The organism is Qipengyuania polymorpha (assembly GCF_019711435.1).
GTDB classification, from domain to species: Bacteria; Pseudomonadota; Alphaproteobacteria; order Sphingomonadales; family Sphingomonadaceae; genus Qipengyuania; species Qipengyuania polymorpha.
The window spans coordinates 244,058-266,072 of record NZ_JAIGNK010000003.1 but is presented as its reverse complement, the minus strand read 5'-3'; the positions used below and the strand labels follow the sequence as shown (position 1 = coordinate 266,072).

Below are 22,015 nucleotides of genomic sequence, written 5' to 3'. Positions count from 1 at the left end.
GCTCCATCAGCCCATATGGCTGAAAATATCGTGGTCCTGCCAGCCGAGAATGTCGAGATGCGCGCGGGCGGGAAGGAAATCGAAGCAGGCCTGCGCCAGTTCGGTGCGGCCCTCGCGTTCGAGCCGGCGGTCGAGCTCTTCCTTCATCCGGTGGAGGAAACGCACGTCGCTTGCGGCATAGTCCTGCTGCGCCTGGTTGAGCTCCGGCCCGCCCCAGTCGCTCGACTGCTGCGCCTTGGAAATGCTTTCGCCAAGCAGTTCCTCGACGAGGTTCTTGAGCCCGTGGCGGTCGGTGTAGGTGCGTACCAGCTTGCTGGCGATCTTTGTGCAATAGCACGGCGCTGCAGTCACCCCGAGGTAATATTCGATGGCCGCAAGGTCGAAGCGCGCGAAGTGGAACAGCTTGAGGCGCTCTGGATCGGCCAGCACGGCCTTGAGGTTCGGCGCGTCGTAATCGCTGTCGGGGCCGAAGCGCACGAGATGCTCGTCGCCCTTGCCGTCGCTGATCTGCACGACGCACAGCCGGTCGCGGATGGTGACGAGACCCATGGTTTCGGTATCGACGGCCACCGGGCCATCGGCGAGGACGCCTTCGGGAAGGTCTTCTTCGTGGAAATGCACTGCCATGGGGTGGGCCTTAGGCGGATTGGGGATTGTAGGGAAGGGGCCTCTGGTCGCGGGCGCGCCGCGGGTCCAGAAAGGCGGCGATGACCGAGAGTGTCCCTGCCGGCTGGAAACCCGTCCTCGACCCCGTCCTGGCGAGCGAGGAGGCGCGGGCGCTGGGCGGCTGGCTGCGGACGGAAGAAGATGCGGGAAAGACCGTCTATCCGCCGCGCGGCAGCCGGTTGAAAGCGCTGGAGCTGACCCCGCTGGACTCGGTGAAGGTCGTGATTCTCGGGCAGGATCCCTACCACGGACCGGGGCAGGCGATGGGGCTGAGCTTCTCCGTGCCCGAGGGGGTGAAGCTGCCGCCGTCTTTGCGCAACATCTACAAGGAGCTGGAAGCCGACCTTGGCATCGAGATGCCTGCCCATGGCGACCTCACCAAGTGGGCGCGCGAGGGCGTGCTGCTGCTCAACAACACGCTGACGGTCGAGGCGGGGCAGGCGGGAAGCCATGCGGGGCGCGGCTGGGACGCGGTGACCGATGCCTGCGTCGCGGCGGTCGCGGCGCGCGAGGCGCCCAGCGTCTTCATCCTCTGGGGCAGCCATGCGCAGGCCAAGGCCAAGCGGATCGAAGGATTGCGCGGGGGACGGCACCTCGTGATCGAGAGCCCCCACCCCAGCCCGCTCTCGGCGCACCGCGGGTTTTTCGGGTCGAAGCCCTTCAGCCGTTCCAACAGCTTCCTGGAGGACCGTGGGCGCGGGGCGGTGGACTGGTCGCTATGACCGAATACGAGGTCCGTTCCCATTTGATCGCGCGGCGCGAGGCGCTCGAGGCGGAAGACGCGGCCAATGCGGATTCGCGCGATACGGTCGAGCTGCGACAGGACAGCGTCGGTCGCCTCAGCCGGATGGATGCGCTGCAGCAGCAGGCGATGGCGCAAGCAACTGCCCGGCGGCGCGTGGCCGAACGTGCGCGGATAGAAGCGGCGCTGGCGAGACTTGATGAGGGTGAGTGGGGCTGGTGCACCGCCTGCGGCAACGAGATTGCCGAGAAGCGGCTGGCGCATGATCCGAGCGTGGCGCGCTGTGTCGAGTGCGCATGAAGCTGCCGGTCAGGGCAGAACCCCTACCGGTTCTGCAATTCCGTCCTTGTCTCGCTTGACCTGACCGTCTGCCCCAACGCTGCCCCCGGTCACCAGGAGAATGCCGCTGAGGTGGGGAGCGGCCATGGAGGTGCCGTCTTTGTTGGTGGTGCCGCCGCCCGGAGCCAGGGAGAGTATCCGCACTCCCGGCTCTGCGTAATCCACCGAAGCGCCGTAATTCGAGAAAGACGCAAGGTTGCTGCGCTTGTCGATGGCGGACACGGTGAAGAGATTCGAACCATTGTTGTAAGCAGGCGATACGGAGGATGTGTCGACGTTAACGCCGCTGTTTCCGGCGGCCATCACCACGTATACGCCTCCTTCGGCCAAGGCCTGCACCCCGGTATCGAGGATGGTCGATCCCTGGTCCGCCGTGAGGCTCAGATTGACCACATCGCCCGGTAAAGCGTTGGCTGCCACGAAATCCAGGCCTGCTGCAACATCGCTATCCGGCGCGACACCGACCGAATCTAGCACACGCACCGAATGGACTGGCGCTCCCGGTGCCACGCCAACAACGCCAACCGTATTGTCGATCGCGGCGATCGTGCCGGCGACGTGGGTGCCATGTCCGTTTAGGTCGTCGACGGAATTCGCATTGCCGCCGAAGGTCTCTGCCGTGAGGAATTCGGCGCTGCCGACGAGGTTGAGGTCGGGGTTGTCAACGTCCACTCCCGTGTCGACGACCCACGCGGCATTGCCGTTGGGCGTGCCGCTGCCGACTCGGGCCACACCCCATGGAACGGTCTGGTCGCTGCCGCCGCCACCTCCCGGCTTCCCGCCTCCGCCATTGTCGGGTTTCCCACCGCCGTTATCCGGCTTGGGGGCGCCACGGGCGGCTGCTCCGGCATCGGGCAATCCGACATAGACTGCCTGGGAACACCCCATGATCATCGGGTTCCGTTCGACGAGCCTGTCAATCGCTTTGTCGGAAACACGAAGGGCGAAACCGTTGAAAATGCGGGAATAGGTGTGAAGCAGGCGCCCGCCCGCCTCGTTTGCCGCGCGATTGGCTTCGTAAGTCACGCTCACCGGTCCGTCGACGAAAGTGCAGACAAAGGTGTCGATCACCGGGTCGCCGACCGATTGCGCGAGGGCCGCTGGTGCCGTCATCATTGAGACGCCCATAAGGGCTGCACACATGCGTATGCTCATCTTAGATCCCCTTCTCCAAGCGACCCGCGATGCGTGCGTTATTCTGTTCTAGCGAGCGGCTATCCTACTCTAATTCGTTTTGCGGGTCGAATCGGCGGGAGACGGCCTACCTCGGCAGTTCGCTGACCCCCATCAGCGCCTCGTCCACCGCGCGGGCGCATTGCCGCCCCTCGCGGATCGCCCACACCACCAGGCTCTGCCCGCGCCGCATGTCGCCGCAGGCGTAGACGTGCGGTTCGCTGGTGGCGTAGCGGCTGGTGTCGGCCTTCACATTGCCGCGCCCGTCCAGCTCCACGCCTGCCCGGTCGAGCAACCCGCGGCGCTTGGGGCCGGTGAAGCCCATGGCGAGCAGGATGAGGTCGGCTTTCAGCGTGAATTCGCTGCCCGGCACCTCTTCCAGCTTGCCGCCCTTCCATTCCACGCGGACGCATTCGAGGCCGGCGACATCGCCGCCTTCCTCGACCACGCGCTTGGTCAGCACGGCCCAGTCGCGTTCGACGCCTTCCTCGTGGCTGGAGGAGGTGCGCAGCTTGACCGGCCAGTCGGGCCAGGTCAGCGCCTTGTCCTCGTGTTCGGGCGGCTTGGGCATGATTTCGAGCTGGGTGACGCTAGCCGCGCCCTGGCGGTTGCTCGTGCCGACGCAGTCGCTGCCGGTGTCGCCGCCGCCGATGACGATGACATGCTTGTCGGTCGCGGTCAGGCTGCCGCGCGGGGCGGCGCGCACTTCGTCGTCGCCCGCATTGCGCTTGTTCTGCTGGGTAAGGAATTCCATAGCCAAGCGCACGCCCGACAGTTCGGAGCCGGGAATGTCGAGCTTGCGCGCTTCCTCCGCGCCGCCTGCCAGCACGACCGCGTCGAAATTCTCCTTCAACGCTTCGAAGCTGACTTCCACGCCGACTTCGCTGGAGGTGCGGAACTGCACGCCCTCTGCCTCCATCTGCACCGCGCGGCGGTTGATGAGGTGCTTTTCCATCTTGAAGTCGGGGATGCCGTAGCGAAGCAGCCCGCCGATGCGGTCGCTCTTTTCGAACACGGTGACGGCATGGCCTGCGCGCGCCAATTGCTGCGCGGCGGCGAGGCCTGCCGGGCCAGAGCCGATGACCGCGACCGACTTGCCGGTCTGCTTTTCTGCGGGCTGCGGCTTGACCCAGCCTTCCTTGAACCCGCGGTCGATGATCGCGCATTCGATCGATTTGATCGTCACCGGAGCGTCGACGATGTTGAGCGTGCAGGCGGCCTCGCACGGGGCGGGGCAGACGCGGCCAGTGAACTCGGGGAAGTTGTTGGTCGAGTGCAGGACCTCGAGCGCGTTCTTCCAGTCGTCTTCGTAAACGAGGTGGTTCCAGTCCGGGATGATGTTGTTCACCGGACAGCCGTTGTGACAATAGGGAATGCCGCAATTCATGCAGCGCGCGGCCTGGCGTTGCAGCGCGCCTTTGTCGTGCGGAACGGTGAATTCCTTGTAGTTCTTCAGGCGCTCCGCGGGGTCGAGATAGGTGCGATCCTCGCGCTCGTATTCGAGAAAGCCGGTTTCCTTGCCCATATCCTTGACCCTTATTCCGCCGCTTCCATGGCGGCTTCCTCGCGTTCGGTTTCGAGTGCCTTCAGGGCGCGTGCGTAATCGCGCGGCATCACCTTGCGGAAGTTCTTCAGTTCGTCCGACCAATTGTCGAGCAGCGCCTTTGCCCGCGCCGAGCCGGTGTGGAGGTGATGGCGTTCGACCAGCACCTTCAGGCGTTCGGCATCGTGATAAAGCGGGTCGCCCATGCCGGGGTTCTCGACACTGACGGCGCGCTGCTGCGGCTTGCCCCAGCTCTTCTCCGCGCCTTCGCCATCGCCGGGTTTCACATCGAGGATGTCGACCTGCGCGTGGTTGACGAGGCGGGTGAACTCACCGTCGGGGTCGTAAACATAGGCGATGCCGCCGCTCATGCCCGCCGCCACGTTGCGACCGGTCTTGCCGAGCACGCATACGGTGCCGCCGGTCATGTATTCGAGTGCATGGTCTCCCGTGCCTTCGACCACAGCGACCGCGCCCGAATTGCGGACAGCGAAACGCTCGCCAGCAACGCCAGCGAAATAGGCCTCGCCTGCGATAGCGCCGTAAAGAACGGTGTTGCCGACGATGATGTTCTCGGTCGGCTCGCGGGAAATATCCTGCGGCGGTTTGACCACGATGCGACCGCCCGACAGGCCCTTGCCGACATAGTCGTTGGCATCGCCGGTGAGGCTCAGGGTCACGCCATGCGCGAGCCATGCGCCGAAGCTCTGTCCGGCTACACCGGTCAGGTCGATGCGGATGGTGTCCTGCGGCAGGCCGGTGTGGCCGTACGCCTCGGCGATGCGGCCTGAAAGCATGGTGCCGACGGTGCGGTTCACATTGCGGATGGTGCGGGTCAGCTGGACGGCCTGGCCGCTTTCGATGGCAGGCTTGCAGGCCTCGATCAGCTCGACGTCCATCGCCGCGGCAAGGCCGTGGTCCTGCGTCTCGGTGTGATGGAGCGGCTGGCCTTCCTTGAGCGGAACCTCGTGGAGGATGCGCTTCAAATCGACGCCATGCGCCTTCCAGTGGCGGCGCACGCGGCGCATGTCGACACGGTCCACGCGGCCGACCATTTCCTCGACTGTGCGAAAGCCCATCTCGGCCATGATGGCGCGCAGTTCCTCGGCGACGAAGAAGAAGTAGTTGATGACATGCTCGGGCGTGCCGGTGAAGCGCTTGCGCAGCACCGGGTCCTGCGTCGCAACGCCGACCGGGCACGTGTTGAGGTGGCACTTCCTCATCATGATGCAGCCCGCCGCAATCAGCGGGGCGGTGGCGAAACCAAACTCGTCCGCGCCCAGCAGCGCGCCGATGGCAACATCGCGGCCCGTGCGCAGGCCGCCGTCGACCTGCACCGCGATACGGCTGCGAAGGTCGTTGAGGAGCAGCGTCTGCTGCGTTTCGGCAAGGCCGATTTCCCACGGGGAACCCGCATGCGTCAGCGACGTCAGCGGGCTCGCGCCGGTGCCGCCTTCATAACCCGAGATGGTCAGGTGGTCGGCCTTCGACTTGGAGACGCCAGCAGCGACCGTGCCGACACCCACCTCGGACACCAGCTTCACCGAAATACGGCTGTCGGGCTGGACGTTCTTGAGGTCATGGATCAGCTGCGCGAGATCCTCGATCGAGTAGATATCGTGGTGCGGCGGCGGGGAGATCAGGCCCACGCCCGGCGTCGAGTGGCGCACCTTGCCGATGCGCTTGTCGACCTTGTGGCCGGGTAGCTGGCCGCCCTCGCCGGGCTTCGCGCCTTGCGCCATCTTGATCTGGATATCGTCCGAATTGACGAGATATTCCGCCGTCACGCCGAAGCGGCCGCTGGCGACCTGCTTGATTCGGCTGCGCATCGAATCGCCATTGTCGAGCGGCTGGAAGCGTTCCGGCTCCTCGCCGCCTTCGCCCGTGTTCGAGCGGCCGCCCATGCGGTTCATTGCGATGGCGAGCGTCGAATGCGCCTCGTGGCTGATCGAGCCGAAGCTCATCGCACCGGTGCTGAAGCGCTTCACGATTTCGCTGGCCGGTTCGACCTCGTCCAGCTCGAGTGGGCGCTCGGCCTTTTTCAGTTCCATGAGGCCGCGAATAGTCAGCAGCCGCTCGGACTGCTCGTTCACGCTCTTGGCAAATTCCTCGTAATTCTTCGGGTCCGACCCGCGCACCGCGTGCTGGAGGTTGGCAATATTCTGTGGGGTCCAGGCGTGGTCCTCGCCGCGGATACGGTACTGGTAGATACCGCCCACATCGAGCATGCCCTTGTAGAGCGGGCTGTCGCCGAAGGCCTGCGCGTGGCGGCGCACGGTTTCCTCGGCCACTTCCTTCAGGCCCACGCCTTCGATGGTGGTCGCGGTGCCGGCAAAATAGGCGTCGACGAACTCGCTAGACAGGCCCACCGCGTCGAAAATCTGCGCGCCGCAATAAGACTGGTAGGTCGAGATGCCCATCTTGGACATGACCTTGAGGATACCCTTGCCGACCGCTTTGACGAAATTCTTCTGCACGGTTTCGGGGTCGAGATCGGGCAGCTTGCGCGCGCGAAGGTCCTCCAGCGTCTCGATGGCGAGATAGGGATTGATGCCTTCCGCGCCGTAGCCTGCCAGCGCGCAGAAATGGTGCACCTCGCGCGCTTCGCCGGTCTCGATGACGAGGCCGGTTTGCATGCGCAGGCCCTGCCGCACGAGCTGGTGATGGACCGCCGCCGTCGCCAGCAGCGCGGGCATGGCAATCCGCTCCGGCCCCTGATTGCGGTCGGACAGAATGAGGATGTTGGCATCGCCGAGCACGGCTTCGGTCGCCGCCCAGCACATTTCCTTCAAGGCCATGGCGAGGCCGTCCGCGCCCGTGCTGGCATCCCACGTAATGTCGATGGTCGCCGTGCGGAACGCGCCATCCAGCGCCACTTCGACCGAACGGATTTTCGCAAGGTCGGTGTTGGTGAGGATGGGCTGCGAGACTTCGAGGCGCTTGTGCGTGCCCCCGTCGCGGCCGAGCAGGTTCGGGCGCGGCCCGATCATCGACAGCAGGCTCATTACCAGTTCCTCGCGGATCGGGTCGATGGGCGGGTTGGTGACCTGCGCGAAGTTCTGCTTGAAATAATCGTAGAGCAGGCGGCTCTTTTCGGAGAGTACTGCAATCGGCGTGTCGGTGCCCATCGAGCCGATGGGGTCTTCGCCATTGGCGGCCATGGGTTCGAGGAAGCGGCTGATGTCTTCCTGCGTGTAACCGAAGGCCTGCTGGCGGTTGAGCAGCGGGATGTCGCTCTCGGCGATTTCGGAAAGGTCCGGCTCGATATGGTCGAGGTCGGCGAGCTTGTACTGCGCCTTTTCGAGCCACGCCTCGTAGGGCTCGGCAGCGGCGAGGTCGGCCTTCAGTTCCTCGTCGGTAACGATGCGGCCTTCTTCGAGGTCGATCAGCAGCATCTTGCCCGGCTGGAGGCGCCATTTACGGGTGATGTCTTCTTCCGCGAACGGCAGCACGCCGCTTTCCGAGGCGAGCACGACGAGGTCGTCCTTGGTCGTGCACCAGCGCGCAGGGCGCAGGCCGTTGCGGTCGAGGCAGGCGCCGATCTGCTTGCCGTCGGTGAAACACACGGCGGCGGGGCCGTCCCAGGGTTCCATCAGCGCGGCGTGGTATTCGTAGAAAGCGCGGCGCGCCGGGTCCATCTGCTCGTTCTTGGCCCAGGCTTCGGGCATGAGCATCATCATCGCATGCGCAAGGCTGTAACCGCCGGTCAGCAGCAGCTCGAGCGCATTGTCGAGGCAGGCGGTGTCCGACTGGCCATGCGGGATGAGCGGCCACATCTTGTCGAGGTCGGCGCCCAGGAGTTCGCTTTCCATCGTGCGGCGGCGCGCTTCCATCCAGTTCACATTACCGCGAACCGTGTTGATTTCCCCGTTATGCGCCATGAAGCGATAGGGGTGGGCGAGCCGCCAGCTGGGGAAGGTGTTGGTGCTGAAGCGCTGGTGCACGAGGCCGAGCGCGGAAACGCAATCGGGATCGCGCAAATCGTCGTAGAAGCTGCCGACCTGGTTCGCCAGCAGCAGCCCCTTGTAGACCACGGTGCGGCTGTTGAAGCTCGGGATATAGGCTTGGCTGAGGCCGGGGATATTGTGCTTGGCCTCGAGCGCGGCGAGCGGGTTCAGCGTCTGCTTGCGGATGACGACGAGCTTGCGCTCGAAAGCCTCGCGACTGGCGCAATTCATGCCGCGTGCAATCACGCATTGGCGGATGACCGGCATCGAGGCGATGACCGCATCGCCGAGTCCGTCGAGCGTGGTCGGTACATCGCGCCAGCCCACGACACGCTGGCCTTCCTTCTCGGCAAAGCGTTCGAGCTGGCTCTCGACGAACTGCCGCGCCTCTTCTTCCTGCGGGAGGAAGCACATGGCGAGCGCGTAATCGCCTTCCTCGGGCAGGTCGTAATCATGCGCCTTGGCCCATTTGCGGATGAGCGGGTCGGGTGTCTGGATGAGGATGCCTGCGCCATCGCCCAGCAGCGGGTCGGCACCCACCGCACCGCGATGGTCGAGATTGGCGAGGATGGTCAGCGCTTGCGTGATGATCTCGTGGCTCTTCTCGCCCTTGATGTGCGCGACCATGCCGACGCCGCAGGCATCGTGTTCGTTGCGCGGATCGTAGAGCCCTTGCGAATTGGGGCCCTTGCCGGGGGTGTAATGAGCCTGAACTTCCATTCGCCGAAGCGTCCTCCTGACCGGCGCTTCTGTTCGAACCTTCCCGGTCCGGTGGAAGCGCGGAAATTGTGCAGCGCCACATGAGCGCCCGCCAAAATGTCGCGAGGTTTCCTATTGCAGGTAACAAAGCGGTTTTGCAACCAGCCGAAGGTTTAGGAAAATTTCACAAGGCCCAAGAATTGCAGATTCCTGCCGCATTGCAGCATGGCGAATAGGTATCCGTTGCGGTGAAGAGTGGCCTAGTCGCGCCGGTTGACCTGCCCGAGCCGGTCGAGCGCGCTGCGCAAGGCGGCCTGCGCATCGGTCTGCGATTGCTGCCGGGGTTCGTCCTCCACCACCCCGTCGTCCATTTCGGAAGCGGGCGGGGGCGGCATTCGGCGGCTGGCCTCGCGGCGCAGGAAGGCGATGACCGGGTCGTCGTCGGAGGCTTCGGGAAGCTCTTCGCCCGAAATATCTTCCGGCGCGGGTGCCGGCTCGCGCACCAGAGGGACGGGTTGCGGAGCAGGCTGCTGCGCGGCTTCCTCGCTGCCCGCGACCATTTTCTTGTGCTGTTCGAGCGCGCCTTCGAGCCGGCCCAGCAGGGCCTCGAGGCTCATGTCGCCGAGAGCTTCGCTTTCTTCGAGCGGCTCGTCCGCGACATCAGTGGCTTCTTTAGCCTCGGCATTCTCGGGAGCGTAAACCGGCTCAGGCTCGGTTTCGGTCTCCGGCTCGAATTCGGCTTCGGCTTCGGTGTGGGGCTCCCACACCTGCTCCGGCTCGTGTCCGACTTCGGCTTCGACCTCCAATTCCGGTTGCTGCTCCGGCCCTGGTTCCGGTTCGGGCGCCGCCTCCAAGTCCTCGACTTCTTCATACTCCGCGTCCTCGACGAATGCGGGTGTGCCAGCAGGCTCCTCGTGGTCGAAAGCTTCCTCGACAACCGGCTCCTCGACAGAGACCACTTCTTCCGGCTCATACTCCGAAGCCACGTAGTCTTCGTCCATCTCCGCATAGACAGCCTCGAAATCCTCTTCGGGCGTTGCTGGCGGAATGTCCTCGATGGAATATTCGTCCTCGTAGTCGCCTTCTTCGTCACCCGTCGGCGCGCTGATGGCGATGCCTTCCTCGCCGATATCCTCGCGCGCGGAGAAGACGCGGCGGCGGCGGGGTTCTTCGAAGGCGGCTTCCTCGCGCTCGTCATCCCACACGCTTTGCCCGTGCATTTCGAAACCGGGAGCGAATGCGCGCGGTGCACTCGCAGCGGCAACGCGGCCCGCAACGGCAATGCCGAGGAAGAAACCGAACAGTCCGGCGACCAGCGCCATCACTGCAGCCCCGCCAGCACTCACGGGCGGGGCGAACATCGGATGGAGCGCGGAGAGCTGCGTGGCATCGGAAATCAGGGCGTGGATATGCGGCGGCATCAGCCACAGCCCGCCGCCGAGCAGAAGCGCGAACCACGCCCCTACCATAGGCTTGAACCATGCCCGGCGCATCAGTCCGGTATTTTCGAAGCCGTCGCCCATCTACGTTCCTGTTTGCCTCGCAAAGCAGCCTTTAGAGTCTCTCGCGCTAGGCTCGCTTGGTTAACTTAGAGCTAACGATGCCTGTTCCCGGCGCTTGATGCAATTGGCGAAACGTCTCGTCCCGCCATGCCGTAACGGCAGATTTCCGGCGGTTGCGCAGCCCCATTCCATGCGCCATGAGTCCGCCCGCAAGCGGCTGCAGAGTCGCAAAACCTCAATTAAGGAGAGCGTGCATGAGCCCCCAGGACGTAGCAGCCAAGGTCGGTGAACAGGTCGGCACCAGCGAATGGGTCGAGATGACGCAGGAGCGCATCAACCAGTTCGCCGAAGCCACCGGCGACCACCAGTTCATCCATGTGAACGAGGAAGCGGCCAAGATGACGCCGTTTGGCGGCACCATCGCACACGGCTTCCTGACGCTGTCGATGATTCCCTACCTCACCGCGAACAGCGACGTGCCGCGGGTCGACGGCATCAAGATGGCCGTCAACTACGGCGGCAACAAGACGCGCTTCATCAACCCGGTCCGTTCGGGCAAGCGCATCCGCGGTCACTGGAAGATGCTGGAGATGACCGAAAAGCGTCCCGGCCAGTGGCAGCAGACCATGGAAATCACCATCGAGATCGAAGGCGAGGACAAGCCCGCCCTCATCTGCGAATGGATGACCATGTATTTCGTCTGATTTTTCCTCCTCCCCGGGAGAAACCAGACAGTTCGATTAATCCAAGGAATTAGCCATGCGTGACGCAGTCATCGTTTCCACCGCCCGTACCGGTATGGGCAAGGCCTACAAAGGCGCTTTCAACTCCACCCCGGGCGCGACGCTCGGCTCCTATGCGCTGAAGCCCGCAATCGAGCGTGCCGGTATCGACGCCGGTGAACTCGATGACGTGCTGTGGGGCGCCGCGCTCCAGCAGGGTACGCAGGCCGGTAACCTCGCCCGCCAGGTGGCACTGCGCGCAGGCTGCCCGATCGGCGTTTCGGGCATGACCATCGACCGCCAGTGCTCCTCGGGACTGATGACCATCGCCACGGCGGCCAAGCAGGTCATCACCGACCGCATGCAGATCGTCGGCGCGGGCGGCCAGGAATCGATCAGCCTCGTGCAAACCAAGGATATGCGCGTCGCCATGGATCCCGAACTCGTCGCGATGCACGGCGCGATCTACATGCCGATGCTGCAGACCGCCGAAACGGTCGCCCAGCGCTATGGCATCAGCCGCGAAGCGCAGGACGAATACGCGCTCCAGAGCCAGCAGCGCACTGCGGCTGCACAGGAAGCAGGCATTTTCGACGACGAAATCGTCTCGGTCAGCACCAAGCACAAGGTGCAGAACAAGGAGACGGGCGAAATCACCGACGAGGACGTGACCATCGCCAAGGACGAGGGCAACCGCCCCTCGACCACATTGGAAGGCCTCGCATCGCTCCAGCCCGTCATGGGCCCGGGCACCACGATTACGGCGGGCAATGCCAGCCAGCTGTCGGACGGGTCGGCCGCAGTCATCGTAATGGAGGCCAAGGAAGCCGAAAAGCGCGGCCTCAATCCGCTCGGCCGTTACATTGGCATGGCGGTTGCCGGTACCGAGCCTGATGAAATGGGCATCGGCCCGATCTTCGCCATCCCCAAGCTGCTCGAACGTTTCGACATGAAGATCGAGGATATCGACCTTTGGGAGCTGAACGAAGCCTTCGCCGTGCAGGTACTCTACTGCCGCGACAAGCTGGGCATCGACAACGACAAGCTCAACGTCAACGGCGGCTCGATCTCGATCGGCCACCCCTACGGCATGACCGGCGCACGCTGCGTCGGCCACATCCTGCGCGAAGGCCAGCGCCGCAAGGCGAAATACGGCGTCGTCACCATGTGCGTCGGCGGCGGCATGGGCGCAGCTGGGCTGTTCGAGATTTTCTAAACCTCGGCGAACCCACACTGAATATCGATAAACGACATTGTGTTTATCGATAAACGAGAATAACTCCCGGATGTCCGGCTCGCATTGGAGTCGTATGTCCGGGAGTTTTTCGTGCGCAAGTTCATCTCAGCAATCCTGGCGCTTCTCGCGCTGTCCATCGCCGCCCCTTCGCTGGCCAATCCTCAGCTGGCCTACATCCCCGGCGCGCGGGCGAACATGGAAATCCTGCCGACAGAGCGCATTCGCGGCAACGCTTTCGACTACGACCACGCAGTCACCATCGCGCTTCCGGCAAGCTACGGCGTGCAGCCCGACAAGACCTATCCGGTCATCTGGGTGCTCGATGACCCGCTCATGACGCGCACGGTGGTCGCGACGGTCGACCTGCTGGTGGGCGGCAACATGATGCCCGAAAGCATCGTGATTGGTGTGGGCAGCCCGGCAGAGGAGGGGCTGGCTGGCGTAGGCAGGCGGATGGCCGAATTCTCTCCTCCCGGCGAAGGTTTCGCAGCACCCGGCCTCAATGCCGAAGCCATGGCCAGCGCCGTGCCTTTCCCGCCCTATCCGCACCGCGCCGAGGAATTCCTCGCTTTCCTCATCGACGAATTGCGCCCGCAACTCGGCGCGCGTTACCGCTTTGCCGACAGCCACACGCTGCACGGCCATTCGCTGGGCGGGATGCTGGCGGGATATGCGCTCTTCACGCGCCCCGATGCCTTCGACCGGATGATTATCGGCTCACCCGCAATGGCCAACGTCGATGATGCCGTGTTCAAGGCGGAGGAAGCCTTCGCCGCGCAGAACGACGCCCTGCCGGTCGAGATTTACATCGGCGCGGGCGGGAACGAGGGCAACAATTGGTTCCTCAACGTCGGCGGCATCCTGACCGGCACGACCCGCTTCATCGAACGCCTGCAATTGCGCGGCTACGAAGGGATGGAACTGCAAAGCCAGCTCTACACGGGCGAGAACCACTACACCGTCGCTCCACGCATCATCAGCGACGCGCTGCGCCACTTCTACCGCGAGGAAGCAAGCGGCAGCTTTTCGACCTGGCCAAAGCGCCCCGAATAGCGGAACCGCAGCTGCGGCATCTTGGTTGCAAGGGTGACGCAGCACGGGGATTGTCGATGACGCAGCGCTGGCCAAAGCTCGACTACGAGGCCGACAGGCCGGTTATCGAAAGCCTGCACGCCTATCTTCAGGTGCTCGGCAAACTCCCGACACGCGCCGCTCCTTGGTGCAATCACAGCTGGCACCTCGCGCTCCGTGTCGTGCCAAGAGGCTTCCGCAGCTATCCCGTCGAGATGGATGGCGGCGAGGCGGAAATCATTTTCGACTGCCTTTCGAGCGCGGTGGCAGTGGAGACCTCGACCGGATTTGCAGACGGTTTTGAAGTCACCGGACAAAGCGTTGCGCGCTTTCACGAACAGTTTTCCGAACTGCTCAGCCTCGCCGGTGTAACGACCGATGTCTCGGGCGCGCCAAACGAGGTGGAGACAGCCGTCCCTTTCCACGAAGATACGGAAGAACGAGCATGGGACGAGGCCACGCTTGCTCGCATCCAGCGCGCTTTTTCCGACGCCAACCGTGTCTTCGAACGCTTTCGCACCGGCTTTGTCGGCAAGTCCTCGCCCAGCCACCTGTTCTGGGGCAGCTTCGACCTTGCGGTGACCCGATTTTCGGGGCGCGAGGCACCGCTCCATCCGGGCGGCTTTCCCAACCTGCCCGACCGGGTGACGCGCGAGGCCTATAGCCATGAAGTCAGCAGCGCCGGTTTCTGGCTCGGCGGGGGAGGCGTGGAAGAGGCGGCTTTTTATGCCTATGGTTATCCGACGCCCGAGGGCTTCGCCGAAGCGACTATCGAACCGGACGCCGCCTATTGGCTGGAGGACCTCGGCGAATTCGTTCTGCCCTACGAGGCAGTCCGCAGCAGCGCCGATCCTGAAGGCGCGCTGATGAAGTTCCTCGAAAGCACCTATGCCGCCGTCGCGGATGCCGGAGGCTGGGCCCGTGAGGCGTTTGAAATCCCGCGCGGGAAGTATGGTGAGCCATACGATGTCGAGGCGCACCGCGAAGGCTGACTTGCCTAAAGCCCTGTAAGGGCGCATCTTCCCGTCCATGGGCGTCATGGAAATCATCGGTATCGCCGGGAGTGTCAGCCTGCTGGCGGGCTGGCGGCTTTATCTCAGCATCTTCGCAACGGGGCTGGCCATGCGGCTCGGCGCGCTGCCCTTGCCCGAACATCTGCAGAGCCTAGATGCGCTGGCCAATCCGTGGGTCATGGGTGTCGCCGCGATTGCCGCTCTGGCGGAGTTCTTCGCCGACAAGGTGATGTGGCTCGACAGCGCGTGGGACGCGATACACACCTTCGTGCGACCGCTCGGCGGGGCGCTGCTGGCGCTGGCGATTGTCGACCCTTCGGACCCCGCGACGCAGGTCGTGGCGTTCCTGCTCGGCGGCGGCGCGGCGTTGACGGCGCATGCGGGCAAGGCAGGCGCGCGCGGAATGGTCAATGCGAGCCCCGAGCCGGTGAGCAACGTCGCTGTCTCGACGGTGGAGGATGTGGCGACGGCAGGCCTGCTCTATGCGGCCTACGAATATCCGTACGTGGCAGGCGGAATCGCGCTGTTCCTGCTCGCTCTGGTGATTTGGCTCATCTGGATGGCGCGCAAGATCGTGCGCAGCCTCTTCCGGCGCAAACCTGCCGAGCCGCAGTCGTGATCCCTACTGGCGGCTGAGCTGGAAAACCGCGAACTCGGCGCGCCAGTTCGAACCGCCGGAAACGGGTTTTCCGTTCGAGAAGAACCATTCGCGCTCGATGTGCGCACCTTTCTCGCGCGCCAACTCGCGGAAGTCCTTCACCGTTACGTGATGGATGTTGGGCGTCTCGTACCAGCTAACCGGAATGGCGCGGGTCACCGGCATGCGACCACCGAGCATGAGCGCCGAGCGGGTGCGCCAATGGGCGAAATTCGGGAAGCTGACGAAGGCCTGCCGCCCCACACGCAGCAGCTGGTCGAGCATCTGGTCGGGCCGCGTGGCCGTCTGCAAGGTCTGGCTGAGAACGGTGTAATCGAACCCTTTGTCGGGATAATCGGCAAGGTCGCGATTGGCATCGCCCTGCACCACCGAAAGCCCCTGCGCCACGCAGCGCTCGACGCAGGACCCGTCGATCTCCATGCCCCGCGCATCCACATGCTTCGTATCGCGCAAATTCGCCAGCAAAGCGCCATCGCCGCAGCCGATGTCGAGCACGCGGGTGTTGGGCGATATAGCCTGCGCAATCGCGGCAAGGTCGGCGCGCAGGCTCATTCGAGGAAACCCTTCACCACGCGGTCCAAGGCGGGGACCTCGAGCAGGAAGCTGTCGTGGCCGTGCGGGGCGGACAATTCGACGAAGCTCACCGCCGCACCTGCTGCATTGAGTGCGCGCACCACGTGGCGACTCTCGCTGGTAGGGTAGAGCCAGTCGCTGTCGAAGCTGACGAGGCAGAAGCGCGCATTCGTCCCCGCAAAAGCATCGGCGAGCTTGCCGCCGTGCTCTTCGGCGAGGTCGAAATAATCCATCGCGCGGGTGATATAGAGGTAGCTATTGGCATCGAAGCGGCGAGTGAAGCCGCTGCCCTGGTAGCGCAAATAGCTTTCGACCTGGAAATCGGCGTCGAAGCCGAAGCTCTTGGCTTCGCGGTCCTGCAGGTTTCGCCCGAATTTTTCGGTCAGCGCCTCTTCGGAAAGATAGGTGATATGCGCCGCCATGCGCGCCACGGCGAGGCCGTTGTCGGGCGCTTCGCCGCCGTAATAGTCGCCGCCGTTCCAACGCGGGTCGGCCATGATGGCCTGCCGACCCAGTTCGTGAAAAGCGATGTTCTGTGCCGAATGGCGGCTGGTCGAGGCGATGACGAGCACGCGCTCCGCACGGCTTGGCCAGTTGGCGGCAAGGCTCAGCGCCTGCATGCCGCCCATCGAGCCGCCGACGACCGCGTGCAGCTTCTCGATACCCAGTTCATCGAGCAGGCCGACCAATGCGCGGACCATGTCGCGGATGGTGATGACGGGAAAACGCATGGCGTAGGGCTTGCCGTCATCCGCCTCGCTCGCCGGACCGGAGGAGCCCATGCAGCTGCCGATGACGTTGGCGCAGATGACGTGGTAGCGGTCCGTGTCGATCGGCTTGCCGGGGCCGACCATGCGCTCCCACCAGCCGGGCTTGCCGGTGACGGGATGCGGCGAAGCGACATATTGGTCGCCGGTCAGTGCGTGGCACAGCAGGATGGCGTTCGACTTGTCTTCGTTCAGCGCGCCATAGGTTTCATAGGCCAGGACTGTGCGCGCAAGTTCTCCGCCGCCATCGAGGGGCAGCGGTTGCGGCAAAAGCAGTTCTTGCGAAGTCCCGGCCATTGCTTGCCTCTAACCGCGCAAAGCGCGCTTGTCGAAGGGCTGTATTTCTTTCAGAGGCGGTAGCCGAAATGTCAGACACACGCCCCACGATGAAACCATGGATCGAAAAGATCCACGCCTATGTCCCCGGCAAGAGCAAGGGTTCCGACGGGCGCGAGCTGGTCAAGCTTTCGGCCAACGAGAACCCGCTAGGCTGCAGCGAAGCGGCGCTTGCCGCGCTGGCCCAGCCTGCCGTTCCGGCTCGCTACCCCGACCCCGACGCCACTGCGCTGCGTGCGAAAATTGCCGAAGTGCACGGGCTGGACCCGGCACGTATTGTGTGCGGAACCGGCTCGGATGAATTGCTCAACCTTGCCGCTCAAGGTTTTGCCGGGCCGGGCGACGAGGTGCTCTATGCGCGCTATTCCTTCGTCGTCTACAAGATTGCCGCCCGCCGTTGCGGCGCGACGCCGGTCGAGGCGCCAGACGTCGATTACGCGACCGATGTCGATGAATTGCTCGGCTCGGTGACCGAAAAAACGCGCGTCGTATTCCTCGCCAACCCGAACAACCCGACCGGGACTTTCCTCCCGCGCGGCGAAATCGAGCGGCTGCATGCGGGACTGCCGTCCGACGTTCTGCTGGTGGTCGACCAGGCCTATGGCGAATATCTCGAGGACGGCGAGGATGACGGCGGGATGGCGCTGGCCGAGGCGCACGACAACGTGCTCGTCACGCGGACATTCTCCAAGATTTACGGGCTCGCGGGCGAGCGTATCGGCTGGGCCACCGGCGCGCCGCACCTTATCGACGCGCTCAACCGCATTCGCGGGCCGTTCAATGTCACCAATTCGGGGCAGAAGGCGGCCATCGCCGGGCTGGGCGACCAGGGTTTCGTTGTGAAATCGCGCGAGGCCAACAATCGCGAACTCGCCCGCTTCGCCGAAACCATCGCCGGAATAGGCAACCATGGCCTGCGCGGGGTGCCGAGCAAGGCGAACTTCCTGCTGGTGCTTTTCGAAGGCAGGCTGACCGCCGAGGCTGCGCTCGGAGCATTGGCCGAAGGCGGCTACGCGGTGCGGCACCTGCCCGGACAGGGCCTGCCGCATGGATTGCGCATCACCATCGGCACGCCGGAGCAAATGGACGAGATTGCAGAAATCCTGCGCAAGGCCGCCGAGGCCGCGGGATGAGCATCGAGCGCGTCGCCATTATCGGCCTCGGCCTCATCGGGGGCTCGATCGGGCTGGCGGTGCAGGACAAGATACCGGAGATCCGCACGCGAGGCTGGGATGTGGACGCGGACGTGCGCCGTCGTGCCGGCGAAAGAGGCCTTGTCCAACAGGTCTGCGACACGGCGGCCGAAGCTGTCGCGGATGCCGATCTCGTCATTCTCTGCGTGCCCGTGGGCGCGATGGCCTATGCCGCCGACGCAATTGCCGCGGCGCTGCCGCAAGGCGCTATCGTCAGCGATGTGGGTTCCTCCAAGGCGAGCGTGGCAAGGGCGCTTCGCCACGCCTTGCCCGGCGCAACCATTATCCCTGCCCACCCGGTTGCAGGCACCGAGAAGAGCGGGCCCGATGCCGGTTTCGCCGACCTTTTCAGCCATCGCTGGTGCATCCTCACGCCGGCCCCCGATGCGGATGAAGCAGCAGTTGCGGACCTCGCGGGCTTCTGGGAGGGTCTCGGGGCGAAGGCCGAGATCATGGATGCGGAGCACCACGACCTCGTGCTCGCCGTCACCAGCCATATCCCGCACCTCATCGCCTTCACCATCGTCGGCACGGCCTCGGACCTCGAGGACGTGACGCAGGGCGAGGTCATCAAATATTCGGCCGGTGGTTTTCGCGATTTCACCCGCATCGCCGCCTCCGACCCGACGATGTGGCGCGATGTCTTCCTGACTAATCGCGATGCCGTGCTCGAGGTCCTGGGGCGGTTCAGCGAGGACCTCACCGCGCTCCAGCGGGCGATCCGCAATGGCGATGGCGATACGCTGTTCGAACTCTTCACGCGTACCCGTGCCATCCGGCGGCAGGTGGTCGAGCAGGGACAGGATGATGCGCGCCCCGACTTCGGGCGCAAGGACCATTAGGCCTTATGCGTTCAGTGCATTGATCGCATCGAGGACCTTCGCCTCGACTTCCTCGCGCGGCAGGCCGGGAGGGATGGTCTCGCCGAAGCGGTAGGTGATGGTGCCGGGTTTCTTAAGCCAGCGGTGATAGACCTCGCCGCTGCTGACCGCGACCGGCACCACGGGCAGGCCGAGCATCTTGTAGAGGCCGGCAAATCCGGCCTGCAATGGCCGCCGCTCTCCATGGGGCACGCGCGTGCCTTCGGGAAAAATCACCAGCGGGCGGCCGTCGGCGACCATCTTCTTCGCGCTGCGGATCATCCCCATGAGCATCTTCGCGCCCTTGTCGCGCGCCACGGGAATGAGGCCGTAGGCGAGTGCTGCGCGCCCCCAGCCGGGAATGGCGAAGAGCTCCTGCTTGGCGAACACCGAGGGACATTCGAGCAGGTTGGGCGCGTCGATCGCCTCGAAGAAACTCTCGTGCTTGATCGCGTAGAGGACGGGCTGGTCGGCGTAGTTCCCCTCGATCACCACATCGGCCCCGATAATATGCCTGAGGCACCAGCGCTGCCATCGCCCCCAATCGCGCACCCGCCTCCGGAACGCCGCGAGCGAGAAAGGCGCGGCCACCAGCGAGGCCGCCGTGATGAGGAAGCTGCCGAGATAGAAGAGCGGGTAGAAAACGAGGTTACGAAGCAGCAGCAGCATCCGTGCCTTCCGACGCTTCCTGGGCGGCATCCTGCGTCACACCCTCCTCATTGTCGTCGAGCAGCCCCAGTCCCTGCGACACTTCCGATGCCAGCAGCTTGTTGTATTCGAGGAACAGCGTGGCGAGGTCGGGGTGCGAGACGACAGCATCCTTGACGATGGCAATGTCCGCAGGAAGCGTGCTGCTGACTTCCGAATGCGCGCGCGCCATGTGCCAGTTGGTGGTCACGAGGCGGGCGGAGGTAAACTCCTTTTCCTTCATCCACTGCGCGACTTCGCCCGCATTGCTGCGCGTATCCACGGCAAGGAAGCCCAGCGTCACGCAGCAATCCATCGTGCGGCGCGAAACGTCGAACTGTTCGGCGAATTCCGCGGGCTTCACTTCGGGGTCGACACCCGAGACAAACATTTCCTTCGCCTGCCCGCTTTCGATGACCTCGAGGCCGCGCGCGATGCGCCCGGGCCCGCCGGTGAGCACGATGACGGCATCGGTTTGCGTGTCCGCCGCGGGCGAAGGCAGCGTCATGGCAAAGCCGAGGAAGCCGAATGCGTAGACGAGGAAGATGGCAGCAAGAAGCCTTAGGATCACAGCGATTTCCGCAAGGATGAAAGCACGGTCATACGTGCGGTGTATACAGCAATTGCGATGGCGAAAAGCGGGACAAGCGCAATCAGCACCCAATCCATCGCGGTGAGTGTCCCTCCTGCAACCATTCCCGATTGCAGCGCGGCGAACTGGCGCGCGAGCAGCGACATGGCGAGCACGCCCGCGACGAAGCCCAGCACCCCGCCGATGATTGCATCGAGCAGGATCGAGCGCTGGAAGATGCGGGCAACCTGGTCGTCGCTCCCGCCGAGCAGGTGGACGACCTCGATCGTCTTACGGTTGCCACCCAGCGCGTTGCGCGCCGCCAGCCACACCGCGGCCGCGCCGACGAAGCCGAGCATGAGGATGAGCGCGAGCGCCATCCACTTGAGCGCCGAAAGCGCGGAGAGCACGGGTGCGAGCCAGTCGGACTGCGCATCGATGCGGGCGCGGGGAGCGACTTCGCGCATGGCAGCCTCGAGCCGCGCATAGTCGTCACGTCCTGCGCCGTCGCGCAGTTCGACATCCACCAGAGCAGGGAGCGGCACCGCCTCGACCTCCTCGCCCGTGCCGAGCCAGGGTTCGAGCAATTCGGCAATGTCCTCTTCGGGCACGACGCGGAAGCCTTCGACCGCAGGGTCCTGCGCGAGCACCTCCTGCACTGCTTCGACCTGCGCGGCGCGCTGGCCTGCATCGGGTTCGATAATCTGGACCGTCGCGCTGCCTGCGAGGTCGCCGCTCGCGGTCGAAACCATGTTCGACAGTGCCAGCGCGCCGCCTGCTGCCACGACGGTGAGCGCGACCATGATGGCGATGACCCAAGGCATGGGTCCGCCAAGGCGCGCTTGCGGCAAAAGTCCCGCAGCCCGGCGCCCGCGGAACGGGGCGAGACCGCGGTCGACCGCATTGGCCAGCGCGGGAGGCCGCTTCATGCGCTTTCTCCCACGGTGCCCTCGCGGCGCGGCGGATAGCGCAATGCGCCGGTCGGGTCGGCGAGCATGCCCTTCGACAGCCGCATGATCAGGCTGTCGGGCACTTTACGCAACAGTTGTACATCATGGGTGGCAACCACGACGGTCGTGCCGAGCCGATTGAGTGCCTCGAATAATCGCAGCAACTTCACCGCCATTTCGGGGTCGACGTTCCCCGTCGGCTCGTCGGCGATAAGTATTTCGGGCCGCCCGATCACTGCGCGGGCGATGGCGACGCGCTGTTGCTCGCCGCCCGAAAGCGTAGCGGGGCGGGCTTCGGCACGGTGGGCGAGGCCGACCCATTCGAGCATGTCGGCCACCGGCTCGCGCAAGTCCGCCTCGCGCACACCCGACACGCGCAGGGGCAACGCGACATTGTCGAAGGCGGACAAGTGATCGACCAAGCGGAAGTCCTGGAACACCACGCCCATGCGGCGGCGGAAGGACGGCAATTGGTCGCGCGGGAGGGTGATGACGTCGCGCCCGAACATGCGGATGGCCCCGCGCGAGGGGCGCTGGGCGAGGTAGAGCAGCTTGAGGAGCGAGGTCTTTCCCGCGCCGCTGGCGCCGGTGAGGAAATAGAAGCGACCCGAATAAAGCGAGAAGGTGACGTTGGACAGAACTTCGCGATCGGTGCCGTAGCGCAATCCGACATTGTCGAACTGCACGATTTCGCCCTCGCGCGTGCTCATTGCGCCAGTTCCGCGAGTAAAGAGGGAAGAATTCGTGCCGCCATTGTACAATTCGG

General features: G+C 64.5%; 20 protein-coding genes. 9 read left to right on the top strand and 11 right to left on the bottom strand.

From position 1 onward, the window contains the following. Positions 1-6: 6 nt before the first annotated feature. Complete coding sequence (locus tag K3152_RS10055) at positions 7-627, bottom strand: ribonuclease D (protein WP_221573983.1); 621 nt, start codon at positions 625-627, stop codon at positions 7-9. 80 nt (positions 628-707) lie between these two features. On the opposite strand from K3152_RS10055, the gene K3152_RS10050 reads away from it, so the two are divergent. Then, complete coding sequence (locus K3152_RS10050) at positions 708-1,388, top strand: uracil-DNA glycosylase (protein WP_221573982.1); 681 nt, start codon at positions 708-710, stop codon at positions 1,386-1,388. Then, positions 1,385-1,708: a TraR/DksA family transcriptional regulator gene (locus K3152_RS10045; protein WP_221573981.1), complete on the top strand. Its 324-nt coding sequence runs from the start codon at positions 1,385-1,387 to the stop codon at positions 1,706-1,708. The genes K3152_RS10050 and K3152_RS10045 overlap by 4 nt, the downstream gene beginning before the upstream one ends. Before the next feature lie 9 nt (positions 1,709-1,717). Here K3152_RS10045 and K3152_RS10040 read toward each other — a convergent pair whose 3' ends face one another. From K3152_RS10040 to K3152_RS10025, 4 genes are all read right to left on the bottom strand, one after another. Beyond that, positions 1,718-2,902, bottom strand: a complete 1,185-nt coding sequence (locus tag K3152_RS10040) for a S8 family serine peptidase (protein ID WP_221573980.1) — start codon at positions 2,900-2,902, stop codon at positions 1,718-1,720. Positions 2,903-3,008: 106 nt separating this feature from the next. After that, complete coding sequence (locus tag K3152_RS10035) at positions 3,009-4,445, bottom strand: glutamate synthase subunit beta (RefSeq protein WP_221573979.1); 1,437 nt, start codon at positions 4,443-4,445, stop codon at positions 3,009-3,011. Between the two features lie 11 nt (positions 4,446-4,456). After that, positions 4,457-9,130 carry a glutamate synthase large subunit gene (gene gltB, locus K3152_RS10030; RefSeq protein WP_221573978.1) on the bottom strand — a complete coding sequence of 1,558 codons (4,674 nt, stop codon included), beginning with the start codon at positions 9,128-9,130 and terminating at the stop codon, positions 4,457-4,459. Between the two features lie 239 nt (positions 9,131-9,369). Then, the gene (locus tag K3152_RS10025) at positions 9,370-10,632 is read right to left on the bottom strand and encodes a hypothetical protein (RefSeq protein ID WP_221573977.1); all 1,263 of its coding nucleotides are present in this window, start codon (positions 10,630-10,632) and stop codon (positions 9,370-9,372) included. Between the two features lie 233 nt (positions 10,633-10,865). On the opposite strand from K3152_RS10025, the gene K3152_RS10020 reads away from it, so the two are divergent. The 5 genes from K3152_RS10020 to K3152_RS10000 all read left to right on the top strand — a co-directional run bounded on the left by K3152_RS10020 (position 10,866) and on the right by K3152_RS10000 (position 15,273). Further along, the gene (locus K3152_RS10020) at positions 10,866-11,315 is read left to right on the top strand and encodes a MaoC family dehydratase (RefSeq protein WP_040964613.1); all 450 of its coding nucleotides are present in this window, start codon (positions 10,866-10,868) and stop codon (positions 11,313-11,315) included. Positions 11,316-11,370: 55 nt separating this feature from the next. Continuing rightward, positions 11,371-12,549 carry an acetyl-CoA C-acyltransferase gene (locus K3152_RS10015; protein ID WP_221573976.1) on the top strand — a complete coding sequence of 393 codons (1,179 nt, stop codon included), beginning with the start codon at positions 11,371-11,373 and terminating at the stop codon, positions 12,547-12,549. A 111-nt stretch (positions 12,550-12,660) separates the two neighbouring features. Beyond that, entirely contained in the window at positions 12,661-13,623 is a 963-nt protein-coding gene (locus K3152_RS14350) for an alpha/beta hydrolase (RefSeq protein ID WP_221573975.1), read from the top strand. A 56-nt stretch (positions 13,624-13,679) separates the two neighbouring features. After that, positions 13,680-14,633, top strand: a complete 954-nt coding sequence (locus K3152_RS10005; RefSeq protein ID WP_221573974.1) for a DUF5996 family protein — start codon at positions 13,680-13,682, stop codon at positions 14,631-14,633. Positions 14,634-14,670: 37 nt separating this feature from the next. Next, positions 14,671-15,273 (top strand): DUF4126 domain-containing protein, encoded by a 603-nt coding sequence (locus K3152_RS10000; RefSeq protein ID WP_221573973.1) that lies wholly within the window; start codon positions 14,671-14,673, stop codon positions 15,271-15,273. 3 nt (positions 15,274-15,276) lie between these two features. Here the strand turns inward: K3152_RS10000 and metW are convergent, their stop codons facing one another. Then, the gene (gene metW / locus K3152_RS09995) at positions 15,277-15,864 is read right to left on the bottom strand and encodes a methionine biosynthesis protein MetW (RefSeq protein WP_221573972.1); all 588 of its coding nucleotides are present in this window, start codon (positions 15,862-15,864) and stop codon (positions 15,277-15,279) included. Further along, a complete protein-coding gene (gene metX, locus K3152_RS09990) occupies positions 15,861-16,949 on the bottom strand; it encodes a homoserine O-acetyltransferase MetX (RefSeq protein WP_221573971.1) in 1,089 nt (362 codons plus the stop codon). Before metX ends, metW begins: the two co-directional genes overlap by 4 nt. Positions 16,950-17,017: 68 nt before the next feature. Here metX and hisC point away from each other — a divergent pair, with 68 nt between their 5' ends. Together hisC and K3152_RS09980 are read left to right on the top strand one after the other, a co-directional pair. After that, positions 17,018-18,121, top strand: a complete 1,104-nt coding sequence (gene hisC, locus K3152_RS09985; RefSeq protein WP_221573970.1) for a histidinol-phosphate transaminase — start codon at positions 17,018-17,020, stop codon at positions 18,119-18,121. Then, positions 18,118-19,023: a prephenate/arogenate dehydrogenase family protein gene (locus tag K3152_RS09980; protein WP_221573969.1), complete on the top strand. Its 906-nt coding sequence runs from the start codon at positions 18,118-18,120 to the stop codon at positions 19,021-19,023. Before hisC ends, K3152_RS09980 begins: the two co-directional genes overlap by 4 nt. Positions 19,024-19,026: 3 nt before the next feature. On the opposite strand, the gene K3152_RS09975 is transcribed toward K3152_RS09980, so the two are convergent. Genes K3152_RS09975 through ftsE form a run of 4 tightly spaced genes read right to left on the bottom strand, consistent with a single transcriptional unit; the run spans position 19,027 to position 21,959 of the window. Then, positions 19,027-19,707 carry a lysophospholipid acyltransferase family protein gene (locus K3152_RS09975; protein ID WP_221574379.1) on the bottom strand — a complete coding sequence of 227 codons (681 nt, stop codon included), beginning with the start codon at positions 19,705-19,707 and terminating at the stop codon, positions 19,027-19,029. Further along, entirely contained in the window at positions 19,691-20,299 is a 609-nt protein-coding gene (locus tag K3152_RS09970; RefSeq protein ID WP_345719795.1) for a YdcF family protein, read from the bottom strand. Before K3152_RS09970 ends, K3152_RS09975 begins: the two co-directional genes overlap by 17 nt. Beyond that, positions 20,296-21,228 carry a cell division protein FtsX gene (locus K3152_RS09965; RefSeq protein ID WP_221573968.1) on the bottom strand — a complete coding sequence of 311 codons (933 nt, stop codon included), beginning with the start codon at positions 21,226-21,228 and terminating at the stop codon, positions 20,296-20,298. The genes K3152_RS09970 and K3152_RS09965 overlap by 4 nt, the downstream gene beginning before the upstream one ends. Continuing rightward, positions 21,225-21,959: a cell division ATP-binding protein FtsE gene (ftsE, locus tag K3152_RS09960; protein ID WP_221573967.1), complete on the bottom strand. Its 735-nt coding sequence runs from the start codon at positions 21,957-21,959 to the stop codon at positions 21,225-21,227. The genes K3152_RS09965 and ftsE overlap by 4 nt, the downstream gene beginning before the upstream one ends. Positions 21,960-22,015 lie beyond the last annotated feature (56 nt).